This is a genomic window from Sorangium sp. So ce128 (genome assembly GCF_051525245.1).
GTDB lineage: Bacteria > Myxococcota_A > Polyangia > Polyangiales > Polyangiaceae > Sorangium > Sorangium cellulosum_B.
The window spans coordinates 2,826,216-2,852,999 of record NZ_CP150313.1 but is presented as its reverse complement, the minus strand read 5'-3'; the positions used below and the strand labels follow the sequence as shown (position 1 = coordinate 2,852,999).

Genomic DNA, 26,784 nt, shown 5'->3' with positions numbered 1-26,784 from the left:
TCGATCACGACGATCGCGGCGAGCGGTTCGGCGTGGACGGGCGGCTCCCCCTGACATAGGATTGTGCGGTCCGCGACACGGCGACGCCATGCGTCGTCGATCACGCTCGGAGGCTCCAGTGTCCGGAGGCAAGTTCGCGCTCCTCGAAGTACCGGATCTGAATGGTGGGGAACCGTCCTACCTGCGCCTCGGGGCCGCCGCGCCGCTCGGCGAGAGCGCGGGCGACGATCTCGCCGAGCGGATTCAGACGTTCACCGACGACGACCGCAAGCGGGACGGCTCGCCCAATTTCGTGCCTGTGGGCGAGCGAAAGGCCGAGACCGCGAAGCTGCACACGAAGGGCGGCTGGCGCGATCACACCGACGGCAACCGCATCTCGACCACCAAGGGCGACAAGGTCGAGGTGATCGGGGGGAACTACCGCCTGCTCATCCTCGGCCGCGGGGAGCACCAGGCGGGCTGGGACGTGTCGGGAGGACACGTCACCGAGGTCAGCGAGACCTTCGGCGGCGGCACCACGATCGAGTGGGTGCAGAACTACGGCGGGACGTGGAAGGTGGTCGAGACGACCATCAAGGGCGAGGTACACACGCTCTATCACGGCGACGTCTACGACTATTACTTCGGGAAGATCAAGGAGAGCCAGACCGGCACGGACACGTTCCCCACGCTGAATGTCACCGACGATTTCATCGATGACAAGAATCCGCCCTCGCCCCAGGCGATCCCGACGGAGAACCCCACGATCGTCGACAGGACGTGGGCCAAGAGCATCTCGTCCTATACCGGCTCCGCGAAGCTGCCGGTGCCGTCGATCACCGACGAGACCTGGGCGGAAGTGATGGTGTCGAAGACGAACGCCACCTCGATGACCGACGAGACGACGGTCAAGGCGGAGTCGAAGTCCACCATGAAGGCCGCGTCGATCACGTCCTCCACCAAGGTCGACGGGACCATGGATGACCACACCGAGGCCGACATCATCAAGAGCTACACGAAGGCGAGCAAGATCATCTCCGAGACCCACGCCGACACCGAGGACGATATGTACGGCGACGCGGACTCCTACACGAAGGGCGACAGCAAGACCGTCGTCGAGGGGATCGAGACGACGATCAACCTCGGCATGGTCAACGAGGTCGTCCTGGGGGGGATGATCGAGGCGACGCTCGGCGCGGAGGTGACCTTCACGGCCGGCGGCATCGTCGACGTGACCGTCGGGCTCAAGGCGGATTTCAGCTTGACCGGGAGCATCGACGTCTCTGCCGGCCCCACGCTCGAGATCAGCCCGGCGGGCGTGGAGCTCCACATGAGCAAGACGGAGATCGCGCTCGCCAACAAGATCGTCTCGGCGTTCAACCTCTTCGTTTGAGGGCGCGAGCACCACGCTCCACGCGCCACCGGATACGGAGCTCCCATGGCCGGCGATGGCAAGTACGGTATCCTCCATGTGCCTGATTTCGGCGACGGCATGTCGTCGTACCTGCGCATCGGCGCGGCCGAGGGCGACGAGTACACCTGGCGAGATCACACCGACGGCAACCGGGTCATCACCACGCGGGGCGACAAGGTCGAGGTCATCGGGGGCACCTACAAGATGACCGTCCTCGGTCGCCGCGAGTTCGAGGGCGGCTGGAAGGCGGAGGACGGGCAGATCAACGAGAAGAGCATCACCTTCTACGGGTCGGGCGAGTTCGACTTCATCCAGGGCCCCCGCGGCGAGAAGCGCCTGCGCGAGAAGACCGTGAAGGGCGAGGTGCACACCACCTACCACGGCGATGCCTTCGAGTTCCATTACAGCAGCAAGATGGAGAGCGTCACCGGACACGACAGCCCGCCGCGCAACCTGGACGAGATCACGGACGCCTGGGGGCTCCCGCCCTCAGGCGTTCTCGGGGAGAACCCCACGATCGTCGACAGGACGTGGGCCAAGAGCATCTCGTCCTATACCGGCTCGGCGAAGCTGCCGGTGCCCTCGATCTCCAACGAGACATGGGCGGACACGATGGTGTCGAAGACCCAGGCCACGTCGATGACCGACGAGACGACCGTCGAGGGACCGTCGAAGTCGACGATGAAGGCGGGGTCGATCACGACCTCGACCACGGTCACCGGGACCATCGATGACCACACCGAAGCCGACATCATCAAGAATTATACGAAGGCGAGCAAGATCATCTCCGAGACCCACGCCGACACCAAGGACGAGAAGTACGGCGACGCGGACTCCTACACGCAGGGCGACAGCAAGACCGTCGTCGACGGGATCGAGACGACGATCAACCTCGGCATGGTCAACGAGGTCGTCCTGGGGGCGATGATCGAGGCGACGCTCGGCGCGGAGGTGAGCTTCACAGGCGGCATCTCGGCCAGCGCCACGATCGGCCTGGAGGCGTCCGTCACCGTCGCCGCGTCCCTCGATGCCAGCATCGGGCCCACGCTCTCGATGGGGACGGAGAAGCTGAAGGTCACCCTGGACCGGGGCAAGGTCGTGCCCGTCCGCACGAACATCGCGGCAGTCCACCTCATGACGTGACGCGCACGCGCGACGACCCTCACGGATGGCGAACAAGAATCTCACCCCGTTCCTCTTCGGCAGCAAGGTCACCTCGCGGAGGCCGCCCCAGCCGGAGATGACCCTGATCGTCCGGGCGAAGTTCACCCTCACGCCCGGAGCGCCGCTCTCCCTGCCCGAGGGCCACCCGGCGCTCGCGCAGGAGACGCTGCGCGGCGACGTGTTCCACGACGACGATCACGAGCAGACCGGCGAGTGCCTGTACCCGAGCGATCTGGCGGACTTCAAGCCCCACGCCGACGTGCTCCTGATCGGCACGTGCCACACGCCGGGCAAGGCGCGCATGACCGAGTGTCCGGTGCGGTTCGGCGTCGGGTCCTGGTCGAAGATCCTGCGCGTGGTCGGCGAGCGCGTGTGGATGGATGGCCTGCTCGGGCCCGCCATGAGCGATCCCGTGCCGTTCGACCGGATGCCGCTCGGCGATCGGCGCAGCTTCGGAGGGCCTGGGCACCCGCTCAACCCGGTGGGCAGGGGCCAGGGGACGCGCGAGCTCCCCAACGTCGAGGGCGCGGACGATCTGCTGCTGTCGCGCTCGGATCGGCCGGCGCCCGCGGGGTTCGGGCCCCTGTCGCCGAACCGGCCCGATCGGCGCGCCCGGGTCGGTAAGAACTACGGCAAGGCGTACCGCGAGAAGCGAGCGCCCTACTTCGCCGACGACTTCGACTGGACCTATTTCAACGCGGCCCGGCCCGACCAGTGGCTCCCCTATTTGCGCGGGGACGAGGAGCTCCTGTTCCAGAACCTCCACCCCGACGCGGAGGTCTTCCGGTCGCGGCTGCCGGGCCTCCGGATCCGCGTGTTCGCGAACGACGCGGAGCGCGGGTTCCGGGAGGTGCCGATGCACCTCGACACGCTGCTCGCCAACCTGGACGAGGGGGCCCTGTTCCTCACGTGGCGCGGCCTCACGGAGGTGACCGACGACGACCTCTCGCGCGTCACCACGCTCGTCGCCTCCGAGCCGCTCGACGGGCCGGCGCTGCCCGAGGAGCATTACCGGGAGATCCTCGCGCGCTTCGAGGCCGATCCGCTCGAGATCGAGGAGCAGCTCGCGCCGGAGCTCAAGGAGGAGTGGGGGGCGCTGCAGGCGCTGCAGAAGAAGGGCGACGGCGCGGCGCCGCGCGACGGCGGCGGCGCGGCGGGGCTCGACCCGCTGTCGGCGCTGCTCAAGGCGCGGCTCGGCGACGTCGCGAAGCCGCAGCAGGAGAGGATCGGCCGGGCGATGGCGGCGCTCGCGGGCATCGCGTTGCCGGGGGGCAAGGTCCTCGGCAGCGTCATCGCGGAGGCGCTGCGCAACCTGCCGAAGGCCTCGCAGGCCCTGCCGCCGATGAGCTCCGAGGCGTCGCCCGTGCTGATGGACGCGGCGCTCCGGACGGCCTTCCGGCGCGTCGCGCGGGCGGTGGAGGAGGCGAAGGCGCTCGCGGCCGCGCGCGGGGCCCAGGTCCCGGCGCTCGCGGCGTGGGACAAGCTCGCCGGCGATCCGAAACTCGCGTCGATGGGCCTCTCCATGGCCCCGCCGCGGCCGCCCGGGCAGATCGGGCCGGGGAGCGACCTCCGCGACCAGGACCTGAGCGAGCAGGACCTGAGCGGCCGCGACCTGACCGGCGCGGACCTCACGGGCGCCCTCCTCACGGGCGCCAACCTCCGGGGCGCGAGGCTCACGCGCGCCCTCCTCAAGCAGGCCGTGCTGTTCGACGCCGACGTGAGGGAGGCCGATTTCACGGGTGCGGACCTGAGCCTCGCCACCCTGCAGGGCGCCTGGGCAGAGCGCGCCGTCTTCCGCGGCGCCACGCTGGAGGGCACCACGTTCGACGGCGCGCGGCTCATGGAGGCCGATCTCTCGGGCACGCAAGGGTCGCAGCTCGTCTTCTCGAGGGCGGACATGACGGGGGCCGTCGCGCGCGGGGCGGCGTGGGCCGTTGCCTTCCTGGAAGGCACCGTGCTCGAGCGCGCGGACCTGTCGCAGGCCTCGCTCACGCGGTGTTTCGTGTCCAAGGTCAAGGGCGCCTCCGCCACGTTCGCGGGCGCCACCCTGACCGGCACGTCCTTCTCCGGCTCCGACCTCACCGGCGCGGTCTTCACGGGCGCGCGGGGCGACGGGAGCGTGTGGATGAGCGCGACCCTCACCGGCGCGGATCTCAGCCTCGCCGTGCTGACGGGCGCCCTCTTCAGCGAGGCCACGGCCGACGGGGCGAGCTTCTTCGGGGCCAACGTGCGGGGCGCCCGGTTCGACCGGGCAAACCTCACGCGCGCCGACTTCACGCGGGCGAACCTCTTCGAGGCGGACCTGCTCAAGGCGCGGGTCCCGGAGGCGAAGTTCGTCGACGCGAACCTCTACGATGCAAAATTCTACGAGACCTCGGGATCCGGCTGTGATTTCAGGGGGGCGAACCTGAAGAAGTCGACGCTGGAGCGAGATCGATGACCCCGGACGAGCTGAGGGCGCTGCTCCAGGCGGGCGAGGCGCTCGAGGGCAGGACGCTCGGCGACATGGATCTGCGGGGGGCCGACCTCCGCAAGGCGCGGCTGCGCGGCGTGAAGCTCGGGCGGGTGCAGCTGGAGGGCGCGGACCTCTCGGGGGCCGATCTCCGCGGCATCAAGATGGCCTGGTGCGCGCTCCGCGGCGCGGACCTGTCGGGCGCCGATCTCCAGGGCGCGGCCATCGCCCAGAGCGACCTCTCGGGCGCGAACCTCGCCGGGGCGAACCTCACGGGGGCGAGCCTGGTCCGCGGGCAGCTGACCGGGGCGAACCTGCGCGGCGCGCGGCTCCAGGAGGCGAACCTGGCCGAGTCGAAGCTCGCGGGGGCAGAGCTGTCCGGCGCGACCCTGAAGGGCACGCGGCTCGACCTCGCCGACCTGTCGGGCGCGGCGCTCGACGGGGTGACCGTCTCGCAGTCGTCGTTCACGCGGGCGGACCTCTCGGGCGCCTCGCTGTCGCAGGCGCGGATCGAGGGCTCGTCGTTCGCCGAGGCGAACCTGACGCGGGCCGATCTGTCGGGCGCCGAGCTCGACACGGTGGTGTTCCTGAAGGCCGATCTCCGGGAGGCCGTGCTCCCGAAGAAGCTCACGAAGACGGTGTTCGACGGCGCGCGCCTCGGCCGGCTCGACCTCTCCGGGGCGGACCTCGCGGGCGCGGCGCTGGAGGGGATGGACTTCGCGGGGGTGAGCTTCGAGAACGCGAACCTCACGCTGTCGTCGCTCCAGGGAACGGACCTCCGGGGCGCGAGCTTCCGGGGAGCGACGCTCGACCAGACGGTGCTCGCGAGCTGCGACCTCACCGGCGCGGACTTCCGGGGCGCGACGCTGAGGTCGTGCATGCTGTACCGGGCGCGGCTGCCGGGCGCGGATCTCTCGGGCAAGGACCTCGAGATGGTGGTCTTCAAGGAGGCCGATCTCTCGGGCGCCGACCTGTCCGGATCGCGGCTCGTGCGCTGCATGCTGGAGGGGGCCAACCTGACGGGCGCGAACCTGACGCGCGCGCTCGTCTCGCAGACCACGCTGCGGACCGCGGTCGTGGAGGGCATCACCTTCGAGAAGGCGATCTTCGACTGCGTGGACTTCTCCGGCGTGGACCTGACGCGGGTGTCGCTCTCCGGGCTGACCATCTCGCGGTGCTTCTTCGCGCTCGGGGACCTCTCGGGGATGGACCTCTCGGGGTGCAACCTGTCGAACTGCGACTTCACCTCGTGCAACCTGGAGCGGACCCGGCTCGACGGCGCCATCCTGGCGAACGCGAACTTCAAGGGGGCGAACCTGCGGCAGGCCTCGCTGGCGGGCGCGATGGCGAAGGCCGCCTTCTTCGGCGAGGGCGTGCTCGCCGGCGCCGGGCTGACGCAGGCGATGCTCCGCAATGCGATCTTCGTGAAGGCCGATCTCTCGGGGGCGAACCTCGCGGGGGCCGACATCCGCGAGACGGTGATGCACGAGGTCCGCGCTGCCGGGGCGCTGTTCGTGGGGGTCAAGGCGCACCACGCCGATCTCTCGCACGCGGACATCTCGGGCGCCGACTTCACCGGCGCGGACCTGCACTGGGCGAACCTGCACCACGTCCGCGACGAGAAGACACGTTATCTCGATGCCAACCTCGCCACGGCGAGGCGCACGGACGTCGATCGGCTCGAGGCCGAAGCATGGATGCCGCCCGAGCGGCGCTCGCAATGAAGGAGGAGCGATGTCGATGGGAGCCATGAAGGAGAGCGATCGCGCGGCGGCCGTGCGGGTGGATGCGGCGGCGGGCGAGGAGCACGCGCTCCGGGCGTACGGCGCGCACGGCTCGCGCGGCGCGGACGTGCTTCGGATCGGCCTCCCGCGGGCCGGGGGCGCGGCGGCCGACGACGCGGGCCAGGACGGCGCCGCGGCGCTCCCGAGGGAGTACCTGGGCCCGGGCCGGGTCACGGCGGCGGAGGGGGGCGCGATCGCGGTGGAGCTGCCGGGCGGCCAGCCGGTCGCCGTCGAGATGGCGCTCGCGCTGCCCTACGAGCCCGCCGTGGGCGACACGCTGCTCGTCATCGGCAGGGAGGAGCGCTACTACGCCATCGGCGTGCTCCACGGCGCGGGTCGGACGGTGCTGTCGCTCCAGGGGGACGTGGCGGTGCACGCGAGGGACGGAGAGCTCTCGCTGTCCGGGGACAAGGGCGTCGCGATCCGGGGGCCGGAACTCGATGTGCAGGCGGGCAAGATCCGGATGGTGGCCGACGCCGTGGTCCAGAGGTTCACCTCGATGGTCCAGCGGGTGAGCGCGCTGCTGAGCGTTCAAGCGAGCGAGTCGCACACGATCGTGGAGAAGACGGCCTTCACGAAGGCGAAGAACGCCACGATCCTGACCGAGGAGACGGTCACGGTGAACGGCAAGCAGATCCTCTTGGGATAGGAGGCCGGCGCGATGCTGCCTGCGAACAACAAGTGTACCGGCATGAGCGCCGGGTTCCCCGACGTGTGCATGTCGCCTGCGCTCGGCCCGTTCCCGTTCCCCAATTTCGACCCGAACGCGGTGAAGTTCCCGTTCTCGTTCAACGTGTGGTTCTCGATGGGGCCTGCGCTGAGCCTCCTGGCGCGCGCGATCCTCACGATGGGCGACTGGCTGGGCACGCTGCACTGGACCTTCATGGGAACAGGCCAGTACACGTTCGGCAACGTGCGGGTCTTCATCAACTATGCCCCCGCCACGTCGCTGCTCTCTCCGAGGGCCGGCAACAATTACAACTGCTTCATCGGCGTCCAGGTGTTGCCGAGCGTGACCAACGTCTTCATCACGTACAACGCGGGGAGCGCCGGGGGCGCGCGGCCCGCCGGCGCCCCGATGCTGGCCGATCTGGACGCGCTGGTCGCGTCGCTCCACCCGTGCGGCGGCGCGTCGCCCGTCGAGAGCGTCCAGCTCGAGCCGGGGGTCGGGTACGTGAAGATCCGCACCTTCTCGCTGGACGTGCCCGCCCGGATCCACACGGCGGTGAGGGCGCTCGAGGCCGAAGGGCTGGAGACGCTCGTGCTGGATCTGCGCGACAACCCCGGTGGGGAGCTGACGGCGTTCCTCGAGCTCGCGGGCGACTTCCTGGAGCCGGGGAGCGTCCTCGGGAGGGCGATCGACGCGGACGGCGACGAGATCGTGTACCGGTCGAGCCACCGGGATCCGTGCCGCGCGCCTCTGTGGATCCTGGTGAATGGCGGGACGGCGTCGGCGGCGGAGCTCTTCGCCGGCTGCCTCCAGTGGCACGGGAGGGCGGTCGTGGCGGGGGAGCGCACGTACGGGAAGGGGACGGCGCTGAAGGTCGCGGCGGATCCGGAGGATCACGCGCCGGTGCTCGCGCCGGCCGCGAGGATGGTCCTGCCGGGCGGAGAGCCGATCCACGGGACGGGGATCCGGCCGGATGTCGAGCTGGGATCGATTGAAGGGGCCGATCGTGGCGGGGAGCGGCGATCGCTGATGGACTTGATCGCCGGCGCAAAGGCCTGAGCGCGATCTTCAATTCCCCGCCAAAAATGCCAACCATGGAGGGGATTTGTCAGGGGCGTACCGCGAGGTACACGGTGCTCCAGAGCTGCACCGCGTTCGACTCGTCGTGGTGCAATCGCTCCGCGCCGAAGGGGACCAGCTTGTAACAGCCGCCCTCGAAGGCCCAGCTCCAGAGCTCCCGCGTGCTCGCTTCGCGCGTCGCCGCGATGACCTCCCAGAGCGCGCTCCGCGCCCGCTCCAGCGCGCCCCGCGCGCGCGGCGGCAGATCGCCGCGGCCGAGCTGCCGCTCGACGCCCGCGGCCAGCATCGCCTGCTGCCACGACCACGTGACCGTCCCGTGGTAATGGGCCGCCGTGAAATCCCTCTGGATCGCTGGATCCTGCGCGAACGCGGGGTTCGCGACCAGGATCCCCACCGGCGTCCGCAGGCCGGCAGGGAACGGGCGGATCAGGCGGCCCGCGATCTCCTCCAGCGCAGCGGGCGGCGGCTCCGTGAACAGGAGGACGAAGCTGTCGTCGGAGTGCATGATGGGAATCGGCTTCCCCTGGTCGTCGAGCGCGACGGCAGGAAACGAGAGCGTCCCCGAGAGCGACGCGAGCGCCGGCGCCGCGTCCAGGCCCAGCGACGCCGCATAGGACGACACGCGCCGCCTGGCCTCGTCCTCCGGCAGCTCCACACGGAAGAACACGCCGGCGTCCTTCCACGCGCGCGCGAGCCGCTCCGCCCGGCCGGCGCGCTCCGCGTCCGCGCCGAGCAGCGGGCTCGCGAGCAGCCGCGCCGACGCGCGGAGCGCGGCCGGAACCAGCGCGGCGTTCACGTCGTAGGGGATCCGGCCGCCCGCCAGGCCCTCCTGGCTGTCACGCCACTCGCCCACCTTCGTGCCCGCCTTGAGCCCGATCAACGTCATCGGATCCCCCGTCTCGGCGAACGGGGCGGCGAGGTGGAGCACGAGCGCCACGTTCCGCGCGAGCGCCTCCGCGTACGTGTCGCCCCCCGGCGTCCGGCGCGACAGGAACGCCGCCGCGCGCTCCCGGCCGGCCGCGCTGCCGAGGAGATACTCCGCGGCGACCGGCGCGAGGAGGAAGTCGTCGTCGATCATCTTGTAATCGTAGACGGGCTCGCGCAGCGCCCCGGGGATGCCCGAATCGAGGTGCATGAACGCCGCGTACTCGCCGATCGCCTCCTCGTGCGCGACCTCACCGGTCAGGCTCAGCCGATCGAGGACCGAGCCGATGCCCGCCTCGACCACCGCCGGATCGAGGACGGGCAGGAGCATCCTCACCGCGAGCAAGGTGTCCCGGCCGAAGTACGTAAGGAAACGCCAGGACCCGGCCAGCAGCTTCTCCCGGTACGCGAGGAAGCCGAGCGCCTGTCGGTGGCGCGGATCGTCGCTGGCGCGCTCCGTCACGAGCTCCTCGAGGGGCACCGGCGTGAGCGGCGCCTCGTCCGAGAGCGCCGTCACCCGGACACGGAGGCCGCTCGGCCCTGCCGCCAGCTCGATCCGGCCGTCGCCCCCGAGCGCGGCCGTCGTGCCGTCCTGCGGCTCGATGAGCAGCTCGAGGTGATGATCGCCGTCCAGCATCGTGCGCCGCACGGCGATCGCCGCTCCTCGCTGCGAGGCGAACGCCTCGACGTCGTTCCCGAGCCAGGCCGGAACCTCGGCGTCGCGCCCCACGTCGCGGAGCGTACGGACACTCCCTAGGAGCACCCGATGGACACGCAGCACCGGCGCCTCGCTCGCAAGGAGCGCCGACACGCCGCGCATGACGCCGGGCCGCTCCACGCGCTCCACGTCAGAGACGTCCCCCTCCACCGAGAGATCGACCGGCGCGGGCAGAGAATCGAACCACACCGCGATTCCCATGTTCCCTGCCGGAAAAGCGATGATGAGCCGCGGCGACACGCCCGACGTCGTCAAGAGATGGGCGGCGATCTGACCACGACGGAAGAAGTGGTTGTCTATCTGGCCTTCTTGCAGCTCGAAGGCCAAGAGCTCAGCAGGCGGCGCGGAGGGCGCCTCGCCGTGCGGTGCGCCGGAGACACAGGAGGCGGCAAGCAGCGTGGACAAGGTGGTCCCCCTCAGAAATCGCTCGATCTTCGTGGGCCTCGTGGGCACCGCGGGACCGTACCCAGCCGGGGCGCGCCTGCCAAGGACCAAGGGTCTTCGGTGGCCGCCAGCTTACGTCTCCGACGCGCTGGCCGTTTATCGCGAGTTTTCAGCGAATTTACCCAGGTAGAGCGGATTCGGCAGGACGCGTGGGAGGGCGCCACCACGACCTCACTCCGCGCGGCACGTCTGGCCCCGGGAACGGACGCAACGAACGCGACGGACGCAACGGACGCGACGGACGCAAGGTGCAACGGACGCAACCTGCGCAACCTGCGCAACCTGCGCAACGGACGCGACCGACCAGAGCACCAGAGGGCGCGATCGCGATGACGAGATGACGAAGAAAGAGTTCACGCCTTTGTTGCCCTGTGATAACCCATCCGAGAACTCAGCTGTTGATAGTGGGTTCGCAGCAGGCGAATGGCCTGCGAGCCATTTTGAGGAAGGGGGTTCGAGATGGACGAAAGCATCTCCGGCCAAGCCGCGGCCGGCAGCAATGGTTCTGAACGCGCGAAGCTCAGCGTTCCGCAAGAGGGCCTGATCACCACCTGGGTTGATGGCAGCCTCGGCGTCGTCGAAGAGGTCGTGCGCGCGGGGTTCGGCTTCCTCGAGGACGTGCGCGTCGAGACGCAGGAGCGGCTCGGCGCCACGCTCGACCTGCTCGAGGGGGTCGATCGGAGCATGTTCCGGGTTGCGCGCAAGACGCTGGCCCGCGTGGACGGAATCACCGAGCGCGCCATTTCGAGCAGCCAGCTCGGCTGGTTCGCGCTGCTCGGCGCGATCCGCCGCACGTCGCAGGGCGCGGCGGGGCTCGCCTCCGAGACGGTGGTCGCCGTCGTGGGCGAGCGCAAGGCGACTCAGCAGCTCATCATGCGATCATCGTGAGCCCGACGAGCCCAAAACGCCGTTCCATCCGCCGGCGATAGAACCCTCTTCATAGCGGGGTGCAGCTTCGTGGGATGCGGGCTGAGCCGCCAGGCAGGCGAGTGAGGCGTACGCCGGTCAGCGCCCCTCGGTCCCCCGCCCTGGCTTCCCCCGGCGGTAGAGCCCGATGACCAGCGCGAGCACGGCGGCGCCCAGCCCGGCGGCGGCGATGAGCCGCGCCGTCGTGCTCCAGCGGCCGAACGGCCACGGGCTGGTCTGTCCCGCGCTGTCCGCCCCGCCTCCCGCGCGGGGGAGCGGGACGAGCGCGCGGCGGGCCGCAGCCGCCTCGGCGAGCGCGCGGCGGACGCCGGCGGCGTCGAGCGAGGCGCCCGCCGGGATGAGCGCGCGCAGCGCGGAGCGCGCCCTGAAGAACGGGGCGCCGTCGCGGCTCCACGCCGCGGGCGCGCTGTCGAGCGCCTCGTCGAGCGCGGCCGGGATCACCTCCTTGACGATCGCGTCCACCGCGCCGGGCGACGCCGACCTCGCGAGCGCGATGTAGCCGGCGTCCTGGATCCCGCGGCGAAGGCTCTTCAGGCGCATCGACGGGAACACGCCGGGAAAGCCGACGGATCGGGAGGAGAACGCGCCCCGCTGCGTCCCGGGATAGAGCAGCATGCCGTCGCCGAGGCACGCGTCGCCGTCGCGGTTGTGGAAGTTCTCGGCGACCGTGAACGGGTCGATGGGCCCTTTGCCGCCGCGGTTGCCGTCGTGCCAGAACGCCGTCTCCCACAGGAACCAGCGGTCCACCTCGTGGGAGGCCGCGATCCAGCCGTCGGCCATGAGCCCGGTGAGCGGCGCGTCGATCATGAACGTGCCGGTCCTCGGCAGCGCGCCGTTGTACACCCAGAGCCGCTGGCCCGCCTCGCGCGCGGCCCGCGCCCACGTGGAGTCGAAGCGGTTCGCCGGCGTGAGCACGAGGTCGACGTCCTGCTCCACCGGAGGGACCTCGCCGCACGAGTGCCCCACGAGGACGCGCGACGACAGGCGCGAGCCGCGGATCAGCCGGCGCCAGCCGGGCCCGCGGGGGCTCTCGCACTGCTCGTCGATCGCATAGAGCATCACGTCGTCCACCGCCGGCGGGAGGAGGTCCGCGACCGCCTCGACGCGGTGGAGGGTCGCTTCCCCGGGATCGCCGAAGCTGCCATAGGCGCCGAGCGCCACCGCCCCGGGCGGCACGCCCGCGCCCGGCCCCCGGTAGCCGCGCGCCTCCGTGAAGAGCGAGCCGTCGATCGCCGCGCGCAGCCGCTCGACCTCGGCGGGGCTCCGGACCGACGCGAAGCCGTCGACGTGGTGCTCGTGGAGCAGCTGCCAGAGCTGCTGCTCGACGGCGGGCCCGTCGCCGACCCGCTCGGCGACGTGATCGGCGTCGTAGAACGCGATGAAGTCGACAGCGCCGTACGGCAGCGCCGGCGGGGCGACGTCGAGCTTCAGATCGAGCGACGCGAGCTCGCCGTGCGACGCCGATCCGACCACCACCCTCCCCTCGTAAGCGCCGGGGAGGGCGCCCTCCGGGACGTGGAGATCGATCCAGACCGCCCGGGTCTCGCGAGCGCCTACCTCGAGCGGGTACGGCGCCCAGGGGGGCGCGAGCTCGACCGGGATGAGCGCGTCGGGGAGGAACCCGAGGTGCACGTCGTCGGGCGGCCGCGCCGCAGGGCTCCACCCGAGCGACTCCAGGGGGCGCTGCTCGTTGCGCGAGCGCCGCGTGATCTCGACGTAGTGCTCGACGAAGCGGCGGATCGAGATCGTCCCCGCGGGCGCCGCTCCCTGCCCCTGCGCGGGCTGCTCGTGCGCCTTGGCCGGAGCGCCCGGGCCGGCCGCGGGGCCGAGCGCGGAGAGCTCGACCGTGACGCCGCGCACGGGCTCGGCGCCGGCCTCGACGACGACCTGGAAGGCGACGACCTCCGCGCGGAGCGCGCCGAGCCGGATCGGCTCGCCGGGCCGGAAGACCGCGTTTCCTTCGCCGCGCGAGAGCGGCAGGCCGACATCCTCCCGGCGGACGCGCGTGCCGTCGTCGGCCACCCAGACGCGCGCGCGCTCGGGCTGCCCCTCGCTGGCGGCCGCTTTCGCGAGCGCGCCGCACGCCATGGCGGAGAGCAGCGCGGCGGGGAGGTGCGGGAAGGATCGCGGCATGTCGCTCGGCTCTCCGAGGAGGAGCGACCGCCAGGGTCGGCCGCCATTCCATCCTAGGGGCGCCGCGCCCGCCCCCTCAAGCGCGGCGGTTGACAGGCCGGCGGGGCTCGGGCGATCTCGCGCCGTGGATCTGACCAGAGCGGCACTCCTCGCCGGCGGCGCCGCCGTGGCCGGCGCCATCAACGCGGTGGCCGGGGGCGGCACGCTGGTGTCGTTCCCCGCGGCGATCGCGGCGGGGCTGCCCCCGCTCGCGGCGAACGCGACGAACGCCGTGGCGCTCACGCCGGCGTCGCTCGCGTCGGCGTGGGCGTATCGCCGCGAGCTCTCCCGGGACTACCGGGTCCTCGGCGTCCTGTTCCTGCCCTCGCTGCTCGGCGGCGTCGTGGGCTCGGCGCTCCTGCTCGTGACGCCGCAGCGGGTGTTCGACGCCGCGGTGCCGGGGCTCGTGCTCGTCGCGACGCTGCTCCTGCTCTGGCAGAACCTGCGCCCGGCGAAGCCCTCCGCGGCGCCATCCTCGGCGGCGGATCCCGGCGCGGAGCGCTTCGCGCTGCCCTCCCGGCCGTGGCTCGTGTTCCTGCTCCAGTTCCTCGTGAGCGTCTACGGCGGCTACTTCGGCGCGGGCATCGGCATCATGATGCTCGCGCTGCTCTCCTCGTTCGCGGGCGACGTGGACATCCACCGGCTGAACGGGATCAAGACGGTGCTCGCGAGCCTGATCAACGGCGTGGCGGCGCTCGCGTTCCTGTTCGCGGGCGCGGTCGACGCGGTCGCCACGCCGATCATGATGGCGGCGGCGGTGGTCGGCTCGCTCGCCGGCGCCGTGGTCGCCCGCCGCATCGAGCCCAGGAAGGTGCGGTGGTTCGTTGTCGCGCTCGGCCTCACGCTCACGGCCAAGCTCGCGTGGGACCGGCTCGGCGCGTAGCCCGGGCGCTACGCGACCCGCGGCGAGCCTCGAGTCCCGATCACGTCTCAGCCGGCCAGGTCGAGGATCACGAAGCGCGAATTCTGATAGACGACCTTGCCGGGCAGGTCCCTCTGACGGCCACGGGCCACCACCACGTAATCGAGCTTGTATTTCTTCTGCAGCGGGTCGAGCCGGGCGGCGTCGAGAGCCCCGTAGCCGTCGGACAGGTCGTCCGAGCGCCGGAAGCCCTTGCGCCCGGAGACGTCCTCCAGCCGCCGGTACCATTCCACCAGCTCGCTGGGCACGTAGGCGCTGCTCTTCCAGTCGACGACGATGGCGCGCTCGCCGAGGAGCCGGAAGCGCTCCAGCTGCGGCGGCGTGAGGAACACCGCGTCCTTCGGGGTGTTGGCGCGGATCCACGCGTACATATCGGCCTCGGGCCCGCGCATGCCCTTGATCACGCTGGACCGCTCCCGGTAGCCCCTCACCTTGGGCACGCCGACGCGGAGGCAGGCGAACGCCGCGTAGGCGACGACCACATAGGCGCCGAAGCGCAACAGAAATGCGCGCGCCGGGGCGAGACGGACGCGCCGGCGCGCGAGCAGCGGCGCCGCCGCGCCGACGAGGGCGCCCGCGGCGCCGGGCGCGAGGGCCAGCACGAGCGGCCGCCCCAGATCCCCCTCCTTGTCGAGCATGGCCAGGGCGACGAAGCCGCCCAGCGTCAGCGTGAGGCCCGCGGGCGGGATGCGCCGGAAGAGGGAGGGGCGGGCCGCGATGCTCGCCGAGGCCGCGCAGGCGAGCAGCTGCATGAGGAGGTCGAGGAACGGCGCGAAGCGCCACACGAAGAGCTGCGCGACGCGCGGGATCTGCACCCAGGTGGTGAGCAGCGTCCCGGTCCAGATGAGGATCGCCAACGCGAGCACCACCGCGCCGAGGCGGCGCCCGCGCCCCTCCCGGCCGCGCAAGAGCCACCCGCCGGCGCCGAGGCCGAGCATCTGCCACGCCGCCACCGGGAAGAAACTGCCCTTGTAGGTCGTGGGCGCGTAATGGTGCGGAGCGCGGATGTTGAAGAGGATCTCCTGCGCGAACGCCGCGTCCGGCGAGCGCACCGAGCGGAGGATGAGCGGGGAGAGGAGCAGGAACACCGCGATGGCCGGCCCGACCTGCATGGCGATGCGCCGCGCCAGATCCTTCCAGCCGTCCCTCCAGCCGAGCAGGAGCTGGGTGAGGCCGAAGGTGCCGATCCCGAGGACGAGGTAATTGGCGTGGAACAGGCCGCTCAGGCCGAGGAACACGCCCGAGAGCAGGTAGCGGCCGGCCACGAGGGGCGGCAGCGCCGCGAGCAGGAAGAGGCTGCCCAGGGTGGAGGGCTGCAGGGTGAAATCGAAGATGTAGCTGACCGCGACGCTGTCGGTGCGGGTGACGAAGGCGATCGCCATCACCAGCAGGAAGGTGGCCAGCGCGAGGCGCCGCTCGTTCAGCAGCTCGACCGCGAGCCAGTACACGCACATGGCGCCGAGCGCCGCGGTGACCACGAGGCCCCAGCCCACCGCCGCGCCGCCGCGGTCGATGGCGAGCAGCAGCCAGCCCACGTAGGAGAACGCCGGGTGGTAGTTGGCCGAGCCGGTCGCGTACCAGTCCTTCGTGAGCACGCTGGGATCGAGCAGCCGGAGCGCGCCCAGCATGTACGCCGTCTGGTTGCTGACGCCGTAATTGACGCCGTAGCTCAGCCCGAAGCAGATGGAGACGACGAGCGCGATGAGCGCGGCCGGCAGCTCGCGGAGGAGCGGCGCGAGCCTCTGCCGCGGCGAGGGCCGCGCCGGCCCGGCCGCCTCGGGCCGCGCGGCGCGCGGAGAGCACTCCTCGCCGTCTGCGCCCTCCGCGCCGGAGCTCTCCTCGCCGTCTGCGTCGGCGGTGATCTCGTCATCCGCGCCGGCGGCAGCGTCCGTGTCGGCCTCGGCCTCGGGCGCCCCGGGCCCGGTCCCGATCTTGGTCCTCATCTCGGGGCGCGAGCCCTAGCATAGGTGGCAAGATGGCGTGCGTGAAATCTTGAAAGCGCGCGGCGGGTTCGACCAAGTTCCGGCCGTGATCGCGGAGCTGTTCCGGAGCCGTCGTTCATTCCGATCCTCCGGGTCCGTGGAGGCGCCCACCTGCCCCATTCCCTCGTTCTCGGGCGTGCGGGCGCGGTCTTCCTCGACGTGCAGGCCGAGGAGGGCGTGGAGTCGTCGTGGGGCGTGCGCACCAGCGAGGCGCGCATCTTCTGGTGTACTGGGCCGTCAATGCGGCCGGGATCTGGATGGTGTGCCGGGGCGCGGGCGTCTCCGGGCTCACCTTCGGCCAGGCGTGCGTGGTGATCGGCGTGCTCGCGCTCGGGGTGCTCGTGCCCAACGCGCCCGGGTTCTTCGGCGCGTTCCAGATCTCGGTCTACGCCGGGCTGTCGATGTACATCGCCCCGCGCGACGTGATCGGCCCCGGATCCGCCGCGGTGTTCTGGCTGTACGTGCTGCAGATCGGGGTGACGTTCCTGGGCGCCGGAGCGGCGCTGCTCATCGAGCGGATCTCGGCGAAGGACGCGCTGGCCGCCGCCGGGGATCGGCAGGCCGGGAAGCCGGGCGCCGGGCCGGCCTGATCCCCGCCGTCGGCCTCCTCCTTCCTCGGCCTCGTCAGATTACCGGCGGCGACGTGACGACGGCCCGGACCGGCCTCGGGCCCACCAGCACCGGATAGAGGGCGCCGGCGAGCACGCCGCCGGCGAGCGGAGCCAGCCAGAAGAGCCAGAGCTGAGACAGCGCCCCTCCGCCGACGAACAGGGCAGGACCGGTGGAGCGCGCCGGGTTCACCGACATGTTCGTGACCGGGATCCCGATGAGGTGGACCAGCGTGAGCGCGAGCCCGATGGCGATCGGCGCGAACCCGCGCGGCGCGCCGTGATCGGTCGCGCCGAGGACCACCATCACGAAGCCGAACGTGAGGACGATCTCGGTCAGGAGGCTCGCGAAGAGCGAGTACCCGCCGGGCGAGCGCCCGCCATATCCGTTCGACGCGAAGCCTGCGTGCACGGCGAACCCGGCGGCGCCGCTGGCGATCGCATAGAGGATCCCGGCGGCGACGATGGCGCCGGCGATCTGGGCGAGGACGTACGGCAGGAGGTCTCGCGCGGGAAAGCGCCCGCCGGCGATCAGGCCGAGCGTCACGGCAGGGTTGAAGTGCGCGCCCGAGATGTGGCCCACCGCGTAGGCCATCGTCAGGACGGAGAGCCCGAACGCGAGCGCCACGCCCAGGAAGCCGATCCCCGGCCTGGGGTACGCCGCGGAGAGCACGGCGCTCCCGCAGCCTCCGAGCACGAGCCAGAACGTTCCGAGAAACTCTGCGGCCGTACGCCTGGACAACGACATCTCCATCTCTTCATCTCCCCCTGCGGCAGGCCCCCTCGGCGCGGACCGAGGCGCGGCAGCGGCCGCGCCCGACCGTGGAGCCATCCGACGGCTGGCGCAGGCCGCACGGTCGACCGGCGGGCACCCCGCCGAGACGACGCGCTCCACACGCCCTTCGTCGATTTGGATGAGCCCCGGCCCACCGCGTTGCGGTCGGACCGTTTCGATATCGGCTCGCCTGGTCGAGCACGCCTCCCCGGCGGCGCCCGGACAAGCCGCGTTGCCGCGTTGTCCACGAAGCACGAGGCTCCCGCCGGCGGCGCCTTCGGGAGCCTCGCGCTGCGGACCATCGCCGCAGCGACCTCGCGTGTTCGGGCCGTTTTACAGGCCGACGAGCTGCGGCGGGCAGCTGTACGCGTTGCCCATGTGGGTGACGTCGGTCTGCTGGCCAGAGATGTTGCCGCGGTCGCCGGAGATGGTGGTCCCGGCATTCGTGTTCTCCAGGACCACGTAGTTGCCGCCCAGGCCATGGGCCTTGTTCTTCATGTCGTTGACGGCGCCCTCCTGCAGGTTCGCATTGCTGGTGAACGCTCCAGACACGGAGCCGCCCTGCTCCCCGATCACCGTCCCCAGGAACCGGCACCCCTGCGGGGCCGACTGCTTGGTGACGATGACCTTCTCGGCGCCCGGGTTGAGCTCGACGGCGGCACACGCGGGCAGGGTCAGGCAACACAGGAGGAGAGCGAACGCAGCGTGGATCGATGTCTTCATGGCAAGCACCTTGTGTCGATTGCTACGTGCGCAAGCGAGCGCTTCTTCCTCGCTGAACCGCCGGGACGGCAGGATTCCGACAGGCCTCGTCCTCGGTCGGCCTGGTGTCGATCTCCCTCGTGAAGTCACGGTTCGAGCGCCCCTCACCGGTGCTCGATCCTTCGCAGCCGGTACGCCCGCGCGTCCCACAGCGAGAACGCCCGCTCACCGCTCGCGAGGACGTCGAACCCGTGGCGGGCGGCGAGCCGCGCGACGTCGGCCGCGTCGCGCGCGGGGTCGCCGCGGTACGAGTAGCCCAGGACGGCGAGCTCCCCGCCCGACCGCAGCACCCGGCGCGCCTCGGCGACGAGCCGATCCACGACCTCCGCGCCCGCGGCGACGACGTACGGGAACGAGTCGACCGCGTACACGAGATCGAAGCGGGCCGACGGCGCGTCGCCCAGATCGACGCCCGACGAGGCCGCGAGCACGACGTTCGAGCGCCCCGCGCAGCGGCGCCGCGCGGCCTCGATCATGCGCGGCGAGACGTCGAGCCCCCACGCCTCGCGCACCCTCGGCGCGAGCGCCGCCTCGAAGCGGCCGATCCCGCAGCCGATCTGCAGGATCGCGCGGTCCTCCCCGATCGCGCCCCACCGCTCGAGGAGCTCGACCACCTCCCGCGTCGCGCGCTCGAGGATCTCCGGATCGCCGAGCGAGTACGCGGCGACGCTCGCCTCCTCCGAGCGCTCGCAGAGCTCGTCGAACAGCCGCGCGGCGGAGCGACAGGCCCCCCGCGCGTCCGCCCCGGCGAGGCCCGCGTCCCGGTGCGCGCCCAGCATCGCCGCCACGGTCGCGCACGCGGCGCGCCGCTCGTCCAGGCAGCGGCGCAGCGCCTCGAGGCGCGCCGCCCGCTCCCCCTCCGCCGCCGCCGGCCGCGCGGCGTGCGCGGCGTCAATCGCGCGCGCGGCGGCCGCGAGGTCCCCCGTGGCGCCGAGCAGCCGCACAAGGCCGACCTCCGGCGACGCCTCGCCGGACATCACGGCCTGCACCGCGCCCTCACCGTCGCTCTGCCCGCCGTCCTGCCCGGGCCCGCGCGCGCCCCGGCGCCGCAGCCGCCGGCGGAACGTCCAGCGGTCGACGGCGCCCCAGTCGTACTTGTACGGCTCGCGGCCGCGGAGGAAGTCCACGGTCCGCGCGCCCTCGCGCGCCGCGTGCTCGATCGCGCTGGCGAGCATCACGAGCCCCGGGCTGTACCACGCGAGCTCCGGATCGAAGCCGGTGATGTACGACGCGAGCCCGCCGCGCTCGGCGAGCCCGTAGAGCGACGCGATGATCCGCCCGTCGAGCCGCAGGCCGAAGAGCCGCAGCGCGCCCCGAGCGCACAGCGCGCGCGCGGCCTCGCGGTGGAACGGCCGGAGCGCCTCGTCGAGCACGCCCCCCTCGCCGCGCGAGCGCCAGCGCGCGTTGTGGTTCGCGAACAGCGCGTCGAGCAGCTCGTCCACGCTCGCCGCGTCGGCCACGTCGAGGCGCAGGTCCCCGGCCCGCGCGAGCCGCTTCCGCGCGCGGGCGACGCGCGCGCGCATCCCCGGCGGAAACAGCTCGTCCGGCGCGGCGCCCTCGGGGATCGTCACCGCCGGACATGCCTCGTGCTTCTCGACCTCGTCCGACCAGCCGGGGGGCGCCTCGGCAAGGAGCAGCGGCGACGACGCGCGCAGGTCGTGGAGATCGGCGACGTCCCACGCGTCGGCGCGCTCTTCGAGGCAAGCGAGCGCCGCGTCCGCGACCGCGCGCTCGTACCCGGACGCGGCCAGGACATCGTTATAATCGGTGATCCCGGCGCCGAGCAGCGCGACGACGCGCTCGTCGCCGATGCGGTGAACCGCGAGGGGCGCGAGGCCGACGAGCCCCTCGTCCGACCGGAAGACCAGGGCGAGCACCTCCTCGGGCCCGAGCGCGCGGCACCACGGGATCAGCCACTCCGGCCGCTGGAACGCCGTCGCCGCCGGGCAGCGCTGCCACAGCGCGCTCCACGGCTCCCGCAGCGCCTCGAGCTCCTCGCGGCGGCTCAGCACCTCTACGTCGAGTCGTTCGCTCACCTGCCCTCCGAGCGGCGGGCTCAGCGCTCCTCGGCGCTCGTCGGTCGTCGTCGAGCGCGCGCGGGCGCTCACCCGGCTCCCCGCCCCTGCCGGCGCCGTATCCTCGCAGAGGGGCGCGGCCACGCAACCGGCGCGCGCTACCTCGGAGAGGGCTCTGGAGAGCTCGAGCCGGCCGCCCGTCGCCTCTGGCCGCCGGTTGCCGAGCTTGCCAGCCCCCTCCGGGTCAGGCGTGAGGACGACGAGGACATCCGGCAGGCCCTGGCCTTCGCCGGAGGATCGACCTACCAAGCCCCTCCCGCGCGCGCCACGGCGAAGATCAGGTGACGTTGCAGCCGGATCCCCTCCGGCGCGCGGCGGCGCTCGAGCTCGGCCGCGAGCGCCGCCTTGACCCGCGCGGCCTCCGCCGGATCGAGGTCGGACAGGAAGTTGCCGAACGAGCTGGCCAGGTAGAACGCGATCACGTCGTCCGTGTCCGCGAAATGGTCCGTGAAGGAGCGGATCTGGAGCCTCGGATCCTCGAAGCCGGCGAGCAGGAGGGTGCTCGCCAGCTCGTCGGAGGTCACCTTGTAGGTCGTGCTGCCGAGCGTCTCCGCGGTGCCGGTCAGGCCGAGAGACGACAGCACACCCTCGATCACCTGCTCGAACTCGTGCGGGCGCTCCCTGGCAGCCGAGCTGATGCCGAGACGCCCTCCCCGCTTGAGCACCCGGCGCGCCTCGCGCAGCGGGCCGAGCTTCTCGGGCAGCCAGTGGAGCACGCTGTTCAGGAACACGACATCGAAGCTCCCGGCCGCGAACTGCGAGAGATCCTCGGCCTGCCCGACGCTGGCGCCGAAGTTCGGCCGGCGCTTCTCGTTCGCCAGCTCGACCCGGAGCGGCAGCGGATCGACGCCGGCCACCGCGCCGGAGGGGCCGACCAGATCCGCGACGTAAGCCCCGAGCCGGCCCGTCCCACACCCGACGTCGAGGACGCGTTCGCCCGGGGAAATCTGGAGATCTTCGATGAGCAGCTTTCCGTGGTTGAACTGCCGATCGCTGACGCGATCATACGTCTCGGCCAGGACAGCTGAATCGAGCGAAAGGCTGACCATCATGGCTCCTTGGGAGAGGAGGTGGAGATCGGCGAAAGACGGGTCCGAATGGAGGGTCTCCCCCCGAGCGCCACGCGTCTGTTATCGAGGACAATAGTCCGTCATAACGGACCGAGCAAGCGTGATCTCGACGGCTGCGCGCGATGGCGGCGATGCGTCCGAGGCGCGCGGTCCCGGGGGTGCGCGCCGGCCGTGACGCCGCGGGCGATAGCGGCGTTGCTGGCCAGGTTTCGCCGTCGCGGGCGGGCGTGGTAGCGTTCGCGCCAGCTCTCGAACCACGAGGAGTCGCTCATGAGCTGGATCGACCAGTACCGCGCCTTGGCTCGCTACAACCGGTGGATGAACGACAAGCTCTTTGCGCTGGTCGGCGAGCTCGACGACGCGGAGCGCAAGCGCGATCGCGGGGCCTTCTTCCGGTCGATCCACGGCACGTTGAACCATATCCTGCTCGCCGACCGCATCTGGATGGGGCGCTTCACCGGCGACGCGGAGCGGTTCACCTCCCGCGATCCGAGCGGGAAGGCCATCGAGTTCACCGCGCTCTCGCAGGAGCTCTACGCGGACTTCGGCGATCTCTCCCGCGAGCGCGCCAGGACGGACGCGGATATCCTCGCCTGGGTGCACGAGATCGATGACCGGGCGCTCGCGGGCGACCTGACGTACACGCGGAGCGGGACGGTCTACACCTCTCCGCTCTGGTGGTCCGTGGGGCACCTCTTCAATCATCAGACCCATCACCGCGGTCAGGTGACCACCCTGCTCACACAGAGGGGAATCGACCCTGGCGCGACCGATCTGATCGCGATGCTGCGGGACGAGAGCCGCGGGCGATGACGCGCGCCTCGCCCCGCGGCGAGCGCGGCTGTCCGGTGGTCTGATAGCACCTTGGGCGGGCGAGCGAGGCCAACCCGGGATCACCGGGCGGCGCGCCGCCGGCTGTCCTGTCGCGCCAGGCTCGCCGCCCTGACCTCGACGAGCGGATTGCGCGCCTCCGCGGCGCGCAGCCGCTCGAAGCGCTCGATCCTCGCGCGGTTGCCGCTCTGCCGCAGCGTCCGCGCGAGCACGACGCTCTTGGCGAGCCGGATGAACCGCAGGCGGTGGGCCGAGTCCACGTCCTCGACGTCTCTCCTGCCCGCCCGGGGCCCGAACTCGCGATCGTAGGCGGCCCGGAGGCGGTGCTCTCCGTGGAGGCCCAGCGCGTCCGAGAGCCCCTCGAGCGCGGCCCGCTCCGCCGGGGTCGACCACGAGAGGACCCTGGAATAGGGCGTCGCCATGGTCTCGTGATCGGGCTTGTTGACGAAGCGGCGCAGGAACACATCGGACGTCGCGACCGGCACATCGCCCGTCTCCTGGTGAAGGAGGGCGTACGCGAACGCCTCGTTCATCCCCACGAGCTGGTTCCGGTCGTAATCGGCGCCGTCGACGCGCTTCCCGAGGCGATCGACGCCCGAGAGGGCGGCGAAGAAGAAGCTGCTGAAATCGGTGTAATCGGCCTCGTCGATCTCGGGCGTGCAGCCCGACGCGGGGCGGTCCCGGGTCGCCGCGAAGAAGCCGACGATGTCGCGCTCGACCAGCTCGCCGTCGGGCCTGCCGCCCTCGAAGAGGAGGTTCGCGAACGAGCCGGAGTAGCACTGGGCCATGACGAGGACGACGGGAGTGCCGTCGGGCAGCTCCTTCATGCGGGCAGCGAGGTCGCGCACGGACAGCGCTCCGCCGCCCCAGAGGTCAAATACGTTGTTGTCGAGGTCGTGCCCTGGATCCGGGCTCCCATGGCCGGCGAAATACAGCAGCAACGGGTCGGCGGGGCGCGCGTGGACGAACCTGCGCCAGATCGCGTCGAACCCGGGCCGGGTGGTCGCCCCGTCGATGCGCGGCAGCCTGGGCGCGCGGTAGCGCGTCTGGTCGCCGTCGAGGAACTGCACGCTGCGCGTGCCCCGGCGCCCGTCGGCGAAGAGGACGCGCCGCTCCGCCCTGGCCGGGAGCAGCGACTGGAAGTACCGGATGTGGCCTTCGATGGCCACCTGGTTCATGGGCGGCCTCGGGCCGCCGCCCACGACGAGCGCGCGCCAGGCCGCGGGCTCGGGGGAAGCCGCGGAAGGCAGGGCCGGCGGGGCGGGCGAAGCCGGGGGCGCCTGCGGGGCGGCCGGCGAAGGGCGCGGCGGGCGCCCCGGCGAGGGGGCTGGCGCACGGCGCGGCGGGCCCACTGGCGAGGCCGCCGGCGCGGGGCGCGGCGGGTGGGCCTGCGGGGCGGCCGGCGCGGGGCGCGGCGGGCGCGCGCCCGCCGTCGCGGCGGTCGCCGTGGCGACGACGATCACAGCGACCCGGAGGAGCAGATGGTGCGCGGCGGTCACGTCCTCGGCCTCGGCAGCGCGCGCATCGCGGCGCTCGATTCTAGGTAGCACGACCGGCTCCCCCGCGTCGACACGCGCTCTCTCGATCTCTCGGCCGCCCAACCGGGTTGGCCCGGCGCACGTGGGTTCCATCGAGCGCGAGCTACACTGGGGACGCCTGGTTCCGTGGCGAGCGCCACCGGGATGCCCTCACTGCGTACACGTGTGCCTCCATGAGAGCGCCGCGCGTCGCGTGTCGGTCTGTTTCTGTCAGCCAGGCAGTCTGTCTGTCAGCATTCAAGCAGGCAGTCTGTCGGCCTGTCTGCTTCAGGTTCAAGCGGATCCAGGGGAACGCGATCTCCGACGAGGACCTGCGCCGGCCGGCAGCATTTCGCCGCAGGCGGGGCAAATTGCATCGCCGAGCCCATCCTCGACCACAGCAGAGCTCCCCTGCTTTCACCCCGGTCTCCGCCTGGTGACCGCGACGCGTCGCAGGCACGACGGCACGGTTGTTCGGCAGCGCGACGGGCTCCGCGGCGCGCCGCGCTCGGTCCAGGGAGCCGCCGTATGGCCGAGGTCGTCCATCGCGTGCCCGGATCTTCTCATCGACCTCTGGCATGCAGATTGCCGGTCCCCGCGCCATCGATGCACGAGCACAGGAGGGAAGACCATGTCGGCCAGCTCATCGAAGACAACCATCGATCATGACGAGATCCGCCAGTGGGCCGAATCGCGCGGAGGCCGCCCGGCGACGGTGAAGAGCACCGAGGAGGGCGGCGAGCCTGGCATCCTCCGCATCGATTTCCCCGGGTACAGCGGGGAAGACACCCTGGAGGAGATCTCGTGGGAGGACTTCTTCGACAAGTTCGAGGAGGCGAACCTCGCCTTCGTGTACCAGGAGAAGACAGCGGACGGGCAGCCGAGCAACTTCTCCAAGCTGGTGAGCCGCCCGGACGACATGGTCCAGAAGGGCAAGCCGACGTCGCGCGCGGCGAAGGGCAGCACGGAGAAGGCGAGCAGCGCCAGGGGCGCGAAAGAGGAGCGCGAGAAGGAAGAGCTCGACGTCGAGGTGGAGGTCCAGATCGATCTCGACGGGGAGCCCGGCGGCGCCGAGCAGCGTCCTCGCGGGAAGCAGACCCGCCAGAGAGGCGCCGAAGGCGACCACGCGTCCCACATGACCATCGACCATGACGAGATCCGCGCGTGGGTCGAGGCGCGCGGCGGCCACCCGGCGACGGTGGCGCGGACCGAGAAAGAGGGGGAGCCCGGCGTCCTCCGGATCGACTTCCCGGGGTACAGCGGGGAAGACACCCTGGAGGAGATCTCGTGGGACGATTTCTTCGACAAGTTCGAATCGTCCAACCTGGCCTTCGTGTACCAGGAGGCCAAGGCCAGCGGCGAGCCGAGCTACTTCTCGAAGCTCGTGAGCCGCCCGGACGACGTCGGCGGCAAGAAGGCGAAGCAGGGCAAGCAGAAGTCGAGAAAGGCGGCCTGAGCCCGGAAGCCAGAGTCCGGGAGGGAGACCGGCAGAGACCGGCAGGCGGCAGGAAGAGCGATAGCGATGCCGGGGCTCAGCGCCGGCGTCGGGGCGGCGTCGGGGCGGCGTCGGGCGCGCTCGACGCGCCCGACGCATGATTTCTCTGCCACGCCGCGGCGTGCGCGAGCAGCGCGTCCCGGAGCTCCGCGGTCGCGCCCTGGAGCTCGCCGCCGCGCCGGCGGACGAGATAGAAGACCTTGCGCGGCAGCTCGGGCAGCGGGCGCGCGACGAGGCCGCGGGGGAGGCGGCAGCAGGCGTTGACCACCGCGATGCCGACCCCGAGCTGGACGAAGTGGAGCATCAGCTCCCAGCCGTTCGCCTCGACCGCCGGCTCCCAGCGGACACCCGCCGAGAGCAGCGCCTGCGCGAGCAGGGCCCGGTGGGGCCGCGACGGGCCGGGGACGACGAGCCGCGCCCCCTCGAGGTCGCGCAGCCGGATGTGGCGCTTCCGGGCGAGCGGGTGGCCGTCGGGAACGACCAGGACCTGCGCCACCTCGGTGAGGCGATCGGCGGCGAGCCCGTCCGGCGCCCCCTCGAGCGGCGCGACGCCGAGGTGGGCCTCGCCCGCCGCGACGGCCTCGAGCGTGCCCTCGCGGTCGCGCGTGAGCAGCCGGAGCGGGGCGGCGGCGCGCGCGGAGAAGGCGCGGATCCCCTCGCCGAGCAGGTAGAGGTACGAGCCCTCCCCGGCGCAGAGCACCACCGGCTCCCGGCTCTCGCCGTGGCGGAGCACGTCGAGGAACGAGCGCGTCCGCTCGCCGACCTCGCGCCCGAACGCGGCGACGCGCTTGCCGTCGGCCGTGAGCTCCAGCCGCTGCCCGCGCCGCTGGTAGAGCGTGACGCCGAGCGCCTCGCCCAGCTTGCCGATCTGGGCGTGGAGCGCAGGCTGCGAGACGTGGAGCGCCCGCGCCGCGCGCGTGAAGTTGAGGTGCTCGGTGAACACCACGAAGGCGCCGAGCCAGTCGAGGTTGAGCATGGCGGCAAGCTATCGCGAAACGCGATAGCGACTCCAGAAATAC

Annotated in this window: 20 protein-coding genes; 11 read left to right on the top strand and 9 right to left on the bottom strand. The window is 71.8% G+C overall.

Annotation, left to right across the window (positions count from 1 at the left end):
* Positions 1-118 precede the first annotated feature (118 nt).
* Genes WME82_RS11125 through WME82_RS11100 form a run of 6 tightly spaced genes read left to right on the top strand, consistent with a single transcriptional unit; the run spans position 119 to position 8,522 of the window.
* A complete protein-coding gene (locus tag WME82_RS11125; RefSeq protein WP_438042810.1) occupies positions 119-1,372 on the top strand; it encodes a hypothetical protein in 1,254 nt (417 codons plus the stop codon).
* A gap of 45 nt (positions 1,373-1,417) precedes the next feature.
* The gene (locus WME82_RS11120; protein WP_438042809.1) at positions 1,418-2,536 is read left to right on the top strand and encodes a hypothetical protein; all 1,119 of its coding nucleotides are present in this window, start codon (positions 1,418-1,420) and stop codon (positions 2,534-2,536) included.
* A gap of 25 nt (positions 2,537-2,561) precedes the next feature.
* Positions 2,562-4,997, top strand: a complete 2,436-nt coding sequence (locus WME82_RS11115) for a DUF2169 family type VI secretion system accessory protein (RefSeq protein ID WP_438042808.1) — start codon at positions 2,562-2,564, stop codon at positions 4,995-4,997.
* Positions 4,994-6,733, top strand: a complete 1,740-nt coding sequence (locus tag WME82_RS11110; protein ID WP_438042807.1) for a pentapeptide repeat-containing protein — start codon at positions 4,994-4,996, stop codon at positions 6,731-6,733. Before WME82_RS11115 ends, WME82_RS11110 begins: the two co-directional genes overlap by 4 nt.
* 10 nt (positions 6,734-6,743) lie before the next feature.
* Complete coding sequence (locus WME82_RS11105; RefSeq protein ID WP_438042806.1) at positions 6,744-7,442, top strand: DUF3540 domain-containing protein; 699 nt, start codon at positions 6,744-6,746, stop codon at positions 7,440-7,442.
* Between the two features lie 12 nt (positions 7,443-7,454).
* Positions 7,455-8,522, top strand: a complete 1,068-nt coding sequence (locus WME82_RS11100) for a S41 family peptidase (RefSeq protein ID WP_438042805.1) — start codon at positions 7,455-7,457, stop codon at positions 8,520-8,522.
* A gap of 49 nt (positions 8,523-8,571) precedes the next feature.
* Here the strand turns inward: WME82_RS11100 and WME82_RS11095 are convergent, their stop codons facing one another.
* Positions 8,572-10,590 (bottom strand): hypothetical protein, encoded by a 2,019-nt coding sequence (locus WME82_RS11095; protein ID WP_438042804.1) that lies wholly within the window; start codon positions 10,588-10,590, stop codon positions 8,572-8,574.
* A gap of 498 nt (positions 10,591-11,088) precedes the next feature.
* On the opposite strand from WME82_RS11095, the gene WME82_RS11090 reads away from it, so the two are divergent.
* Positions 11,089-11,517, top strand: a complete 429-nt coding sequence (locus WME82_RS11090) for a hypothetical protein (protein WP_437870465.1) — start codon at positions 11,089-11,091, stop codon at positions 11,515-11,517.
* Between the two features lie 117 nt (positions 11,518-11,634).
* Here WME82_RS11090 and WME82_RS11085 read toward each other — a convergent pair whose 3' ends face one another.
* Positions 11,635-13,689 (bottom strand): hypothetical protein, encoded by a 2,055-nt coding sequence (locus WME82_RS11085; protein ID WP_438042803.1) that lies wholly within the window; start codon positions 13,687-13,689, stop codon positions 11,635-11,637.
* A 124-nt stretch (positions 13,690-13,813) separates the two neighbouring features.
* On the opposite strand from WME82_RS11085, the gene WME82_RS11080 reads away from it, so the two are divergent.
* The gene (locus tag WME82_RS11080; RefSeq protein WP_438042802.1) at positions 13,814-14,611 is read left to right on the top strand and encodes a sulfite exporter TauE/SafE family protein; all 798 of its coding nucleotides are present in this window, start codon (positions 13,814-13,816) and stop codon (positions 14,609-14,611) included.
* 47 nt (positions 14,612-14,658) lie between these two features.
* Here WME82_RS11080 and WME82_RS11075 read toward each other — a convergent pair whose 3' ends face one another.
* On the bottom strand, positions 14,659-16,593 hold the full coding sequence (locus tag WME82_RS11075) for a DUF6798 domain-containing protein (protein WP_438042801.1): 1,935 nt from the start codon (positions 16,591-16,593) through the stop codon (positions 14,659-14,661).
* A gap of 227 nt (positions 16,594-16,820) precedes the next feature.
* Between WME82_RS11075 and WME82_RS11070 the strand changes: the two genes are divergently transcribed.
* Positions 16,821-17,222 carry a hypothetical protein gene (locus tag WME82_RS11070; RefSeq protein WP_438042800.1) on the top strand — a complete coding sequence of 134 codons (402 nt, stop codon included), beginning with the start codon at positions 16,821-16,823 and terminating at the stop codon, positions 17,220-17,222.
* Positions 17,223-17,256: 34 nt separating this feature from the next.
* Here WME82_RS11070 and aqpZ read toward each other — a convergent pair whose 3' ends face one another.
* From aqpZ to WME82_RS11050, 4 genes are all read right to left on the bottom strand, one after another.
* Positions 17,257-17,988 carry an aquaporin Z gene (gene aqpZ / locus WME82_RS11065; RefSeq protein ID WP_438042799.1) on the bottom strand — a complete coding sequence of 244 codons (732 nt, stop codon included), beginning with the start codon at positions 17,986-17,988 and terminating at the stop codon, positions 17,257-17,259.
* Between the two features lie 360 nt (positions 17,989-18,348).
* Complete coding sequence (locus tag WME82_RS11060) at positions 18,349-18,738, bottom strand: DUF4156 domain-containing protein (protein WP_438042798.1); 390 nt, start codon at positions 18,736-18,738, stop codon at positions 18,349-18,351.
* Positions 18,739-18,881: 143 nt separating this feature from the next.
* Positions 18,882-21,101 (bottom strand): GNAT family N-acetyltransferase, encoded by a 2,220-nt coding sequence (locus tag WME82_RS11055; protein WP_438042797.1) that lies wholly within the window; start codon positions 21,099-21,101, stop codon positions 18,882-18,884.
* Complete coding sequence (locus WME82_RS11050; protein WP_438042796.1) at positions 21,095-21,904, bottom strand: class I SAM-dependent methyltransferase; 810 nt, start codon at positions 21,902-21,904, stop codon at positions 21,095-21,097. Before WME82_RS11050 ends, WME82_RS11055 begins: the two co-directional genes overlap by 7 nt.
* Positions 21,905-22,192: 288 nt before the next feature.
* Here WME82_RS11050 and WME82_RS11045 point away from each other — a divergent pair, with 288 nt between their 5' ends.
* Entirely contained in the window at positions 22,193-22,735 is a 543-nt protein-coding gene (locus WME82_RS11045) for a DinB family protein (RefSeq protein WP_438042795.1), read from the top strand.
* An 80-nt stretch (positions 22,736-22,815) separates the two neighbouring features.
* Here the strand turns inward: WME82_RS11045 and WME82_RS11040 are convergent, their stop codons facing one another.
* Complete coding sequence (locus tag WME82_RS11040) at positions 22,816-24,303, bottom strand: hypothetical protein (protein WP_438042794.1); 1,488 nt, start codon at positions 24,301-24,303, stop codon at positions 22,816-22,818.
* Between the two features lie 598 nt (positions 24,304-24,901).
* On the opposite strand from WME82_RS11040, the gene WME82_RS11035 reads away from it, so the two are divergent.
* Positions 24,902-25,726 carry a hypothetical protein gene (locus WME82_RS11035; protein WP_438042793.1) on the top strand — a complete coding sequence of 275 codons (825 nt, stop codon included), beginning with the start codon at positions 24,902-24,904 and terminating at the stop codon, positions 25,724-25,726.
* 76 nt (positions 25,727-25,802) lie between these two features.
* Here WME82_RS11035 and WME82_RS11030 read toward each other — a convergent pair whose 3' ends face one another.
* Complete coding sequence (locus WME82_RS11030; protein WP_438042792.1) at positions 25,803-26,741, bottom strand: LysR family transcriptional regulator; 939 nt, start codon at positions 26,739-26,741, stop codon at positions 25,803-25,805.
* Positions 26,742-26,784 lie beyond the last annotated feature (43 nt).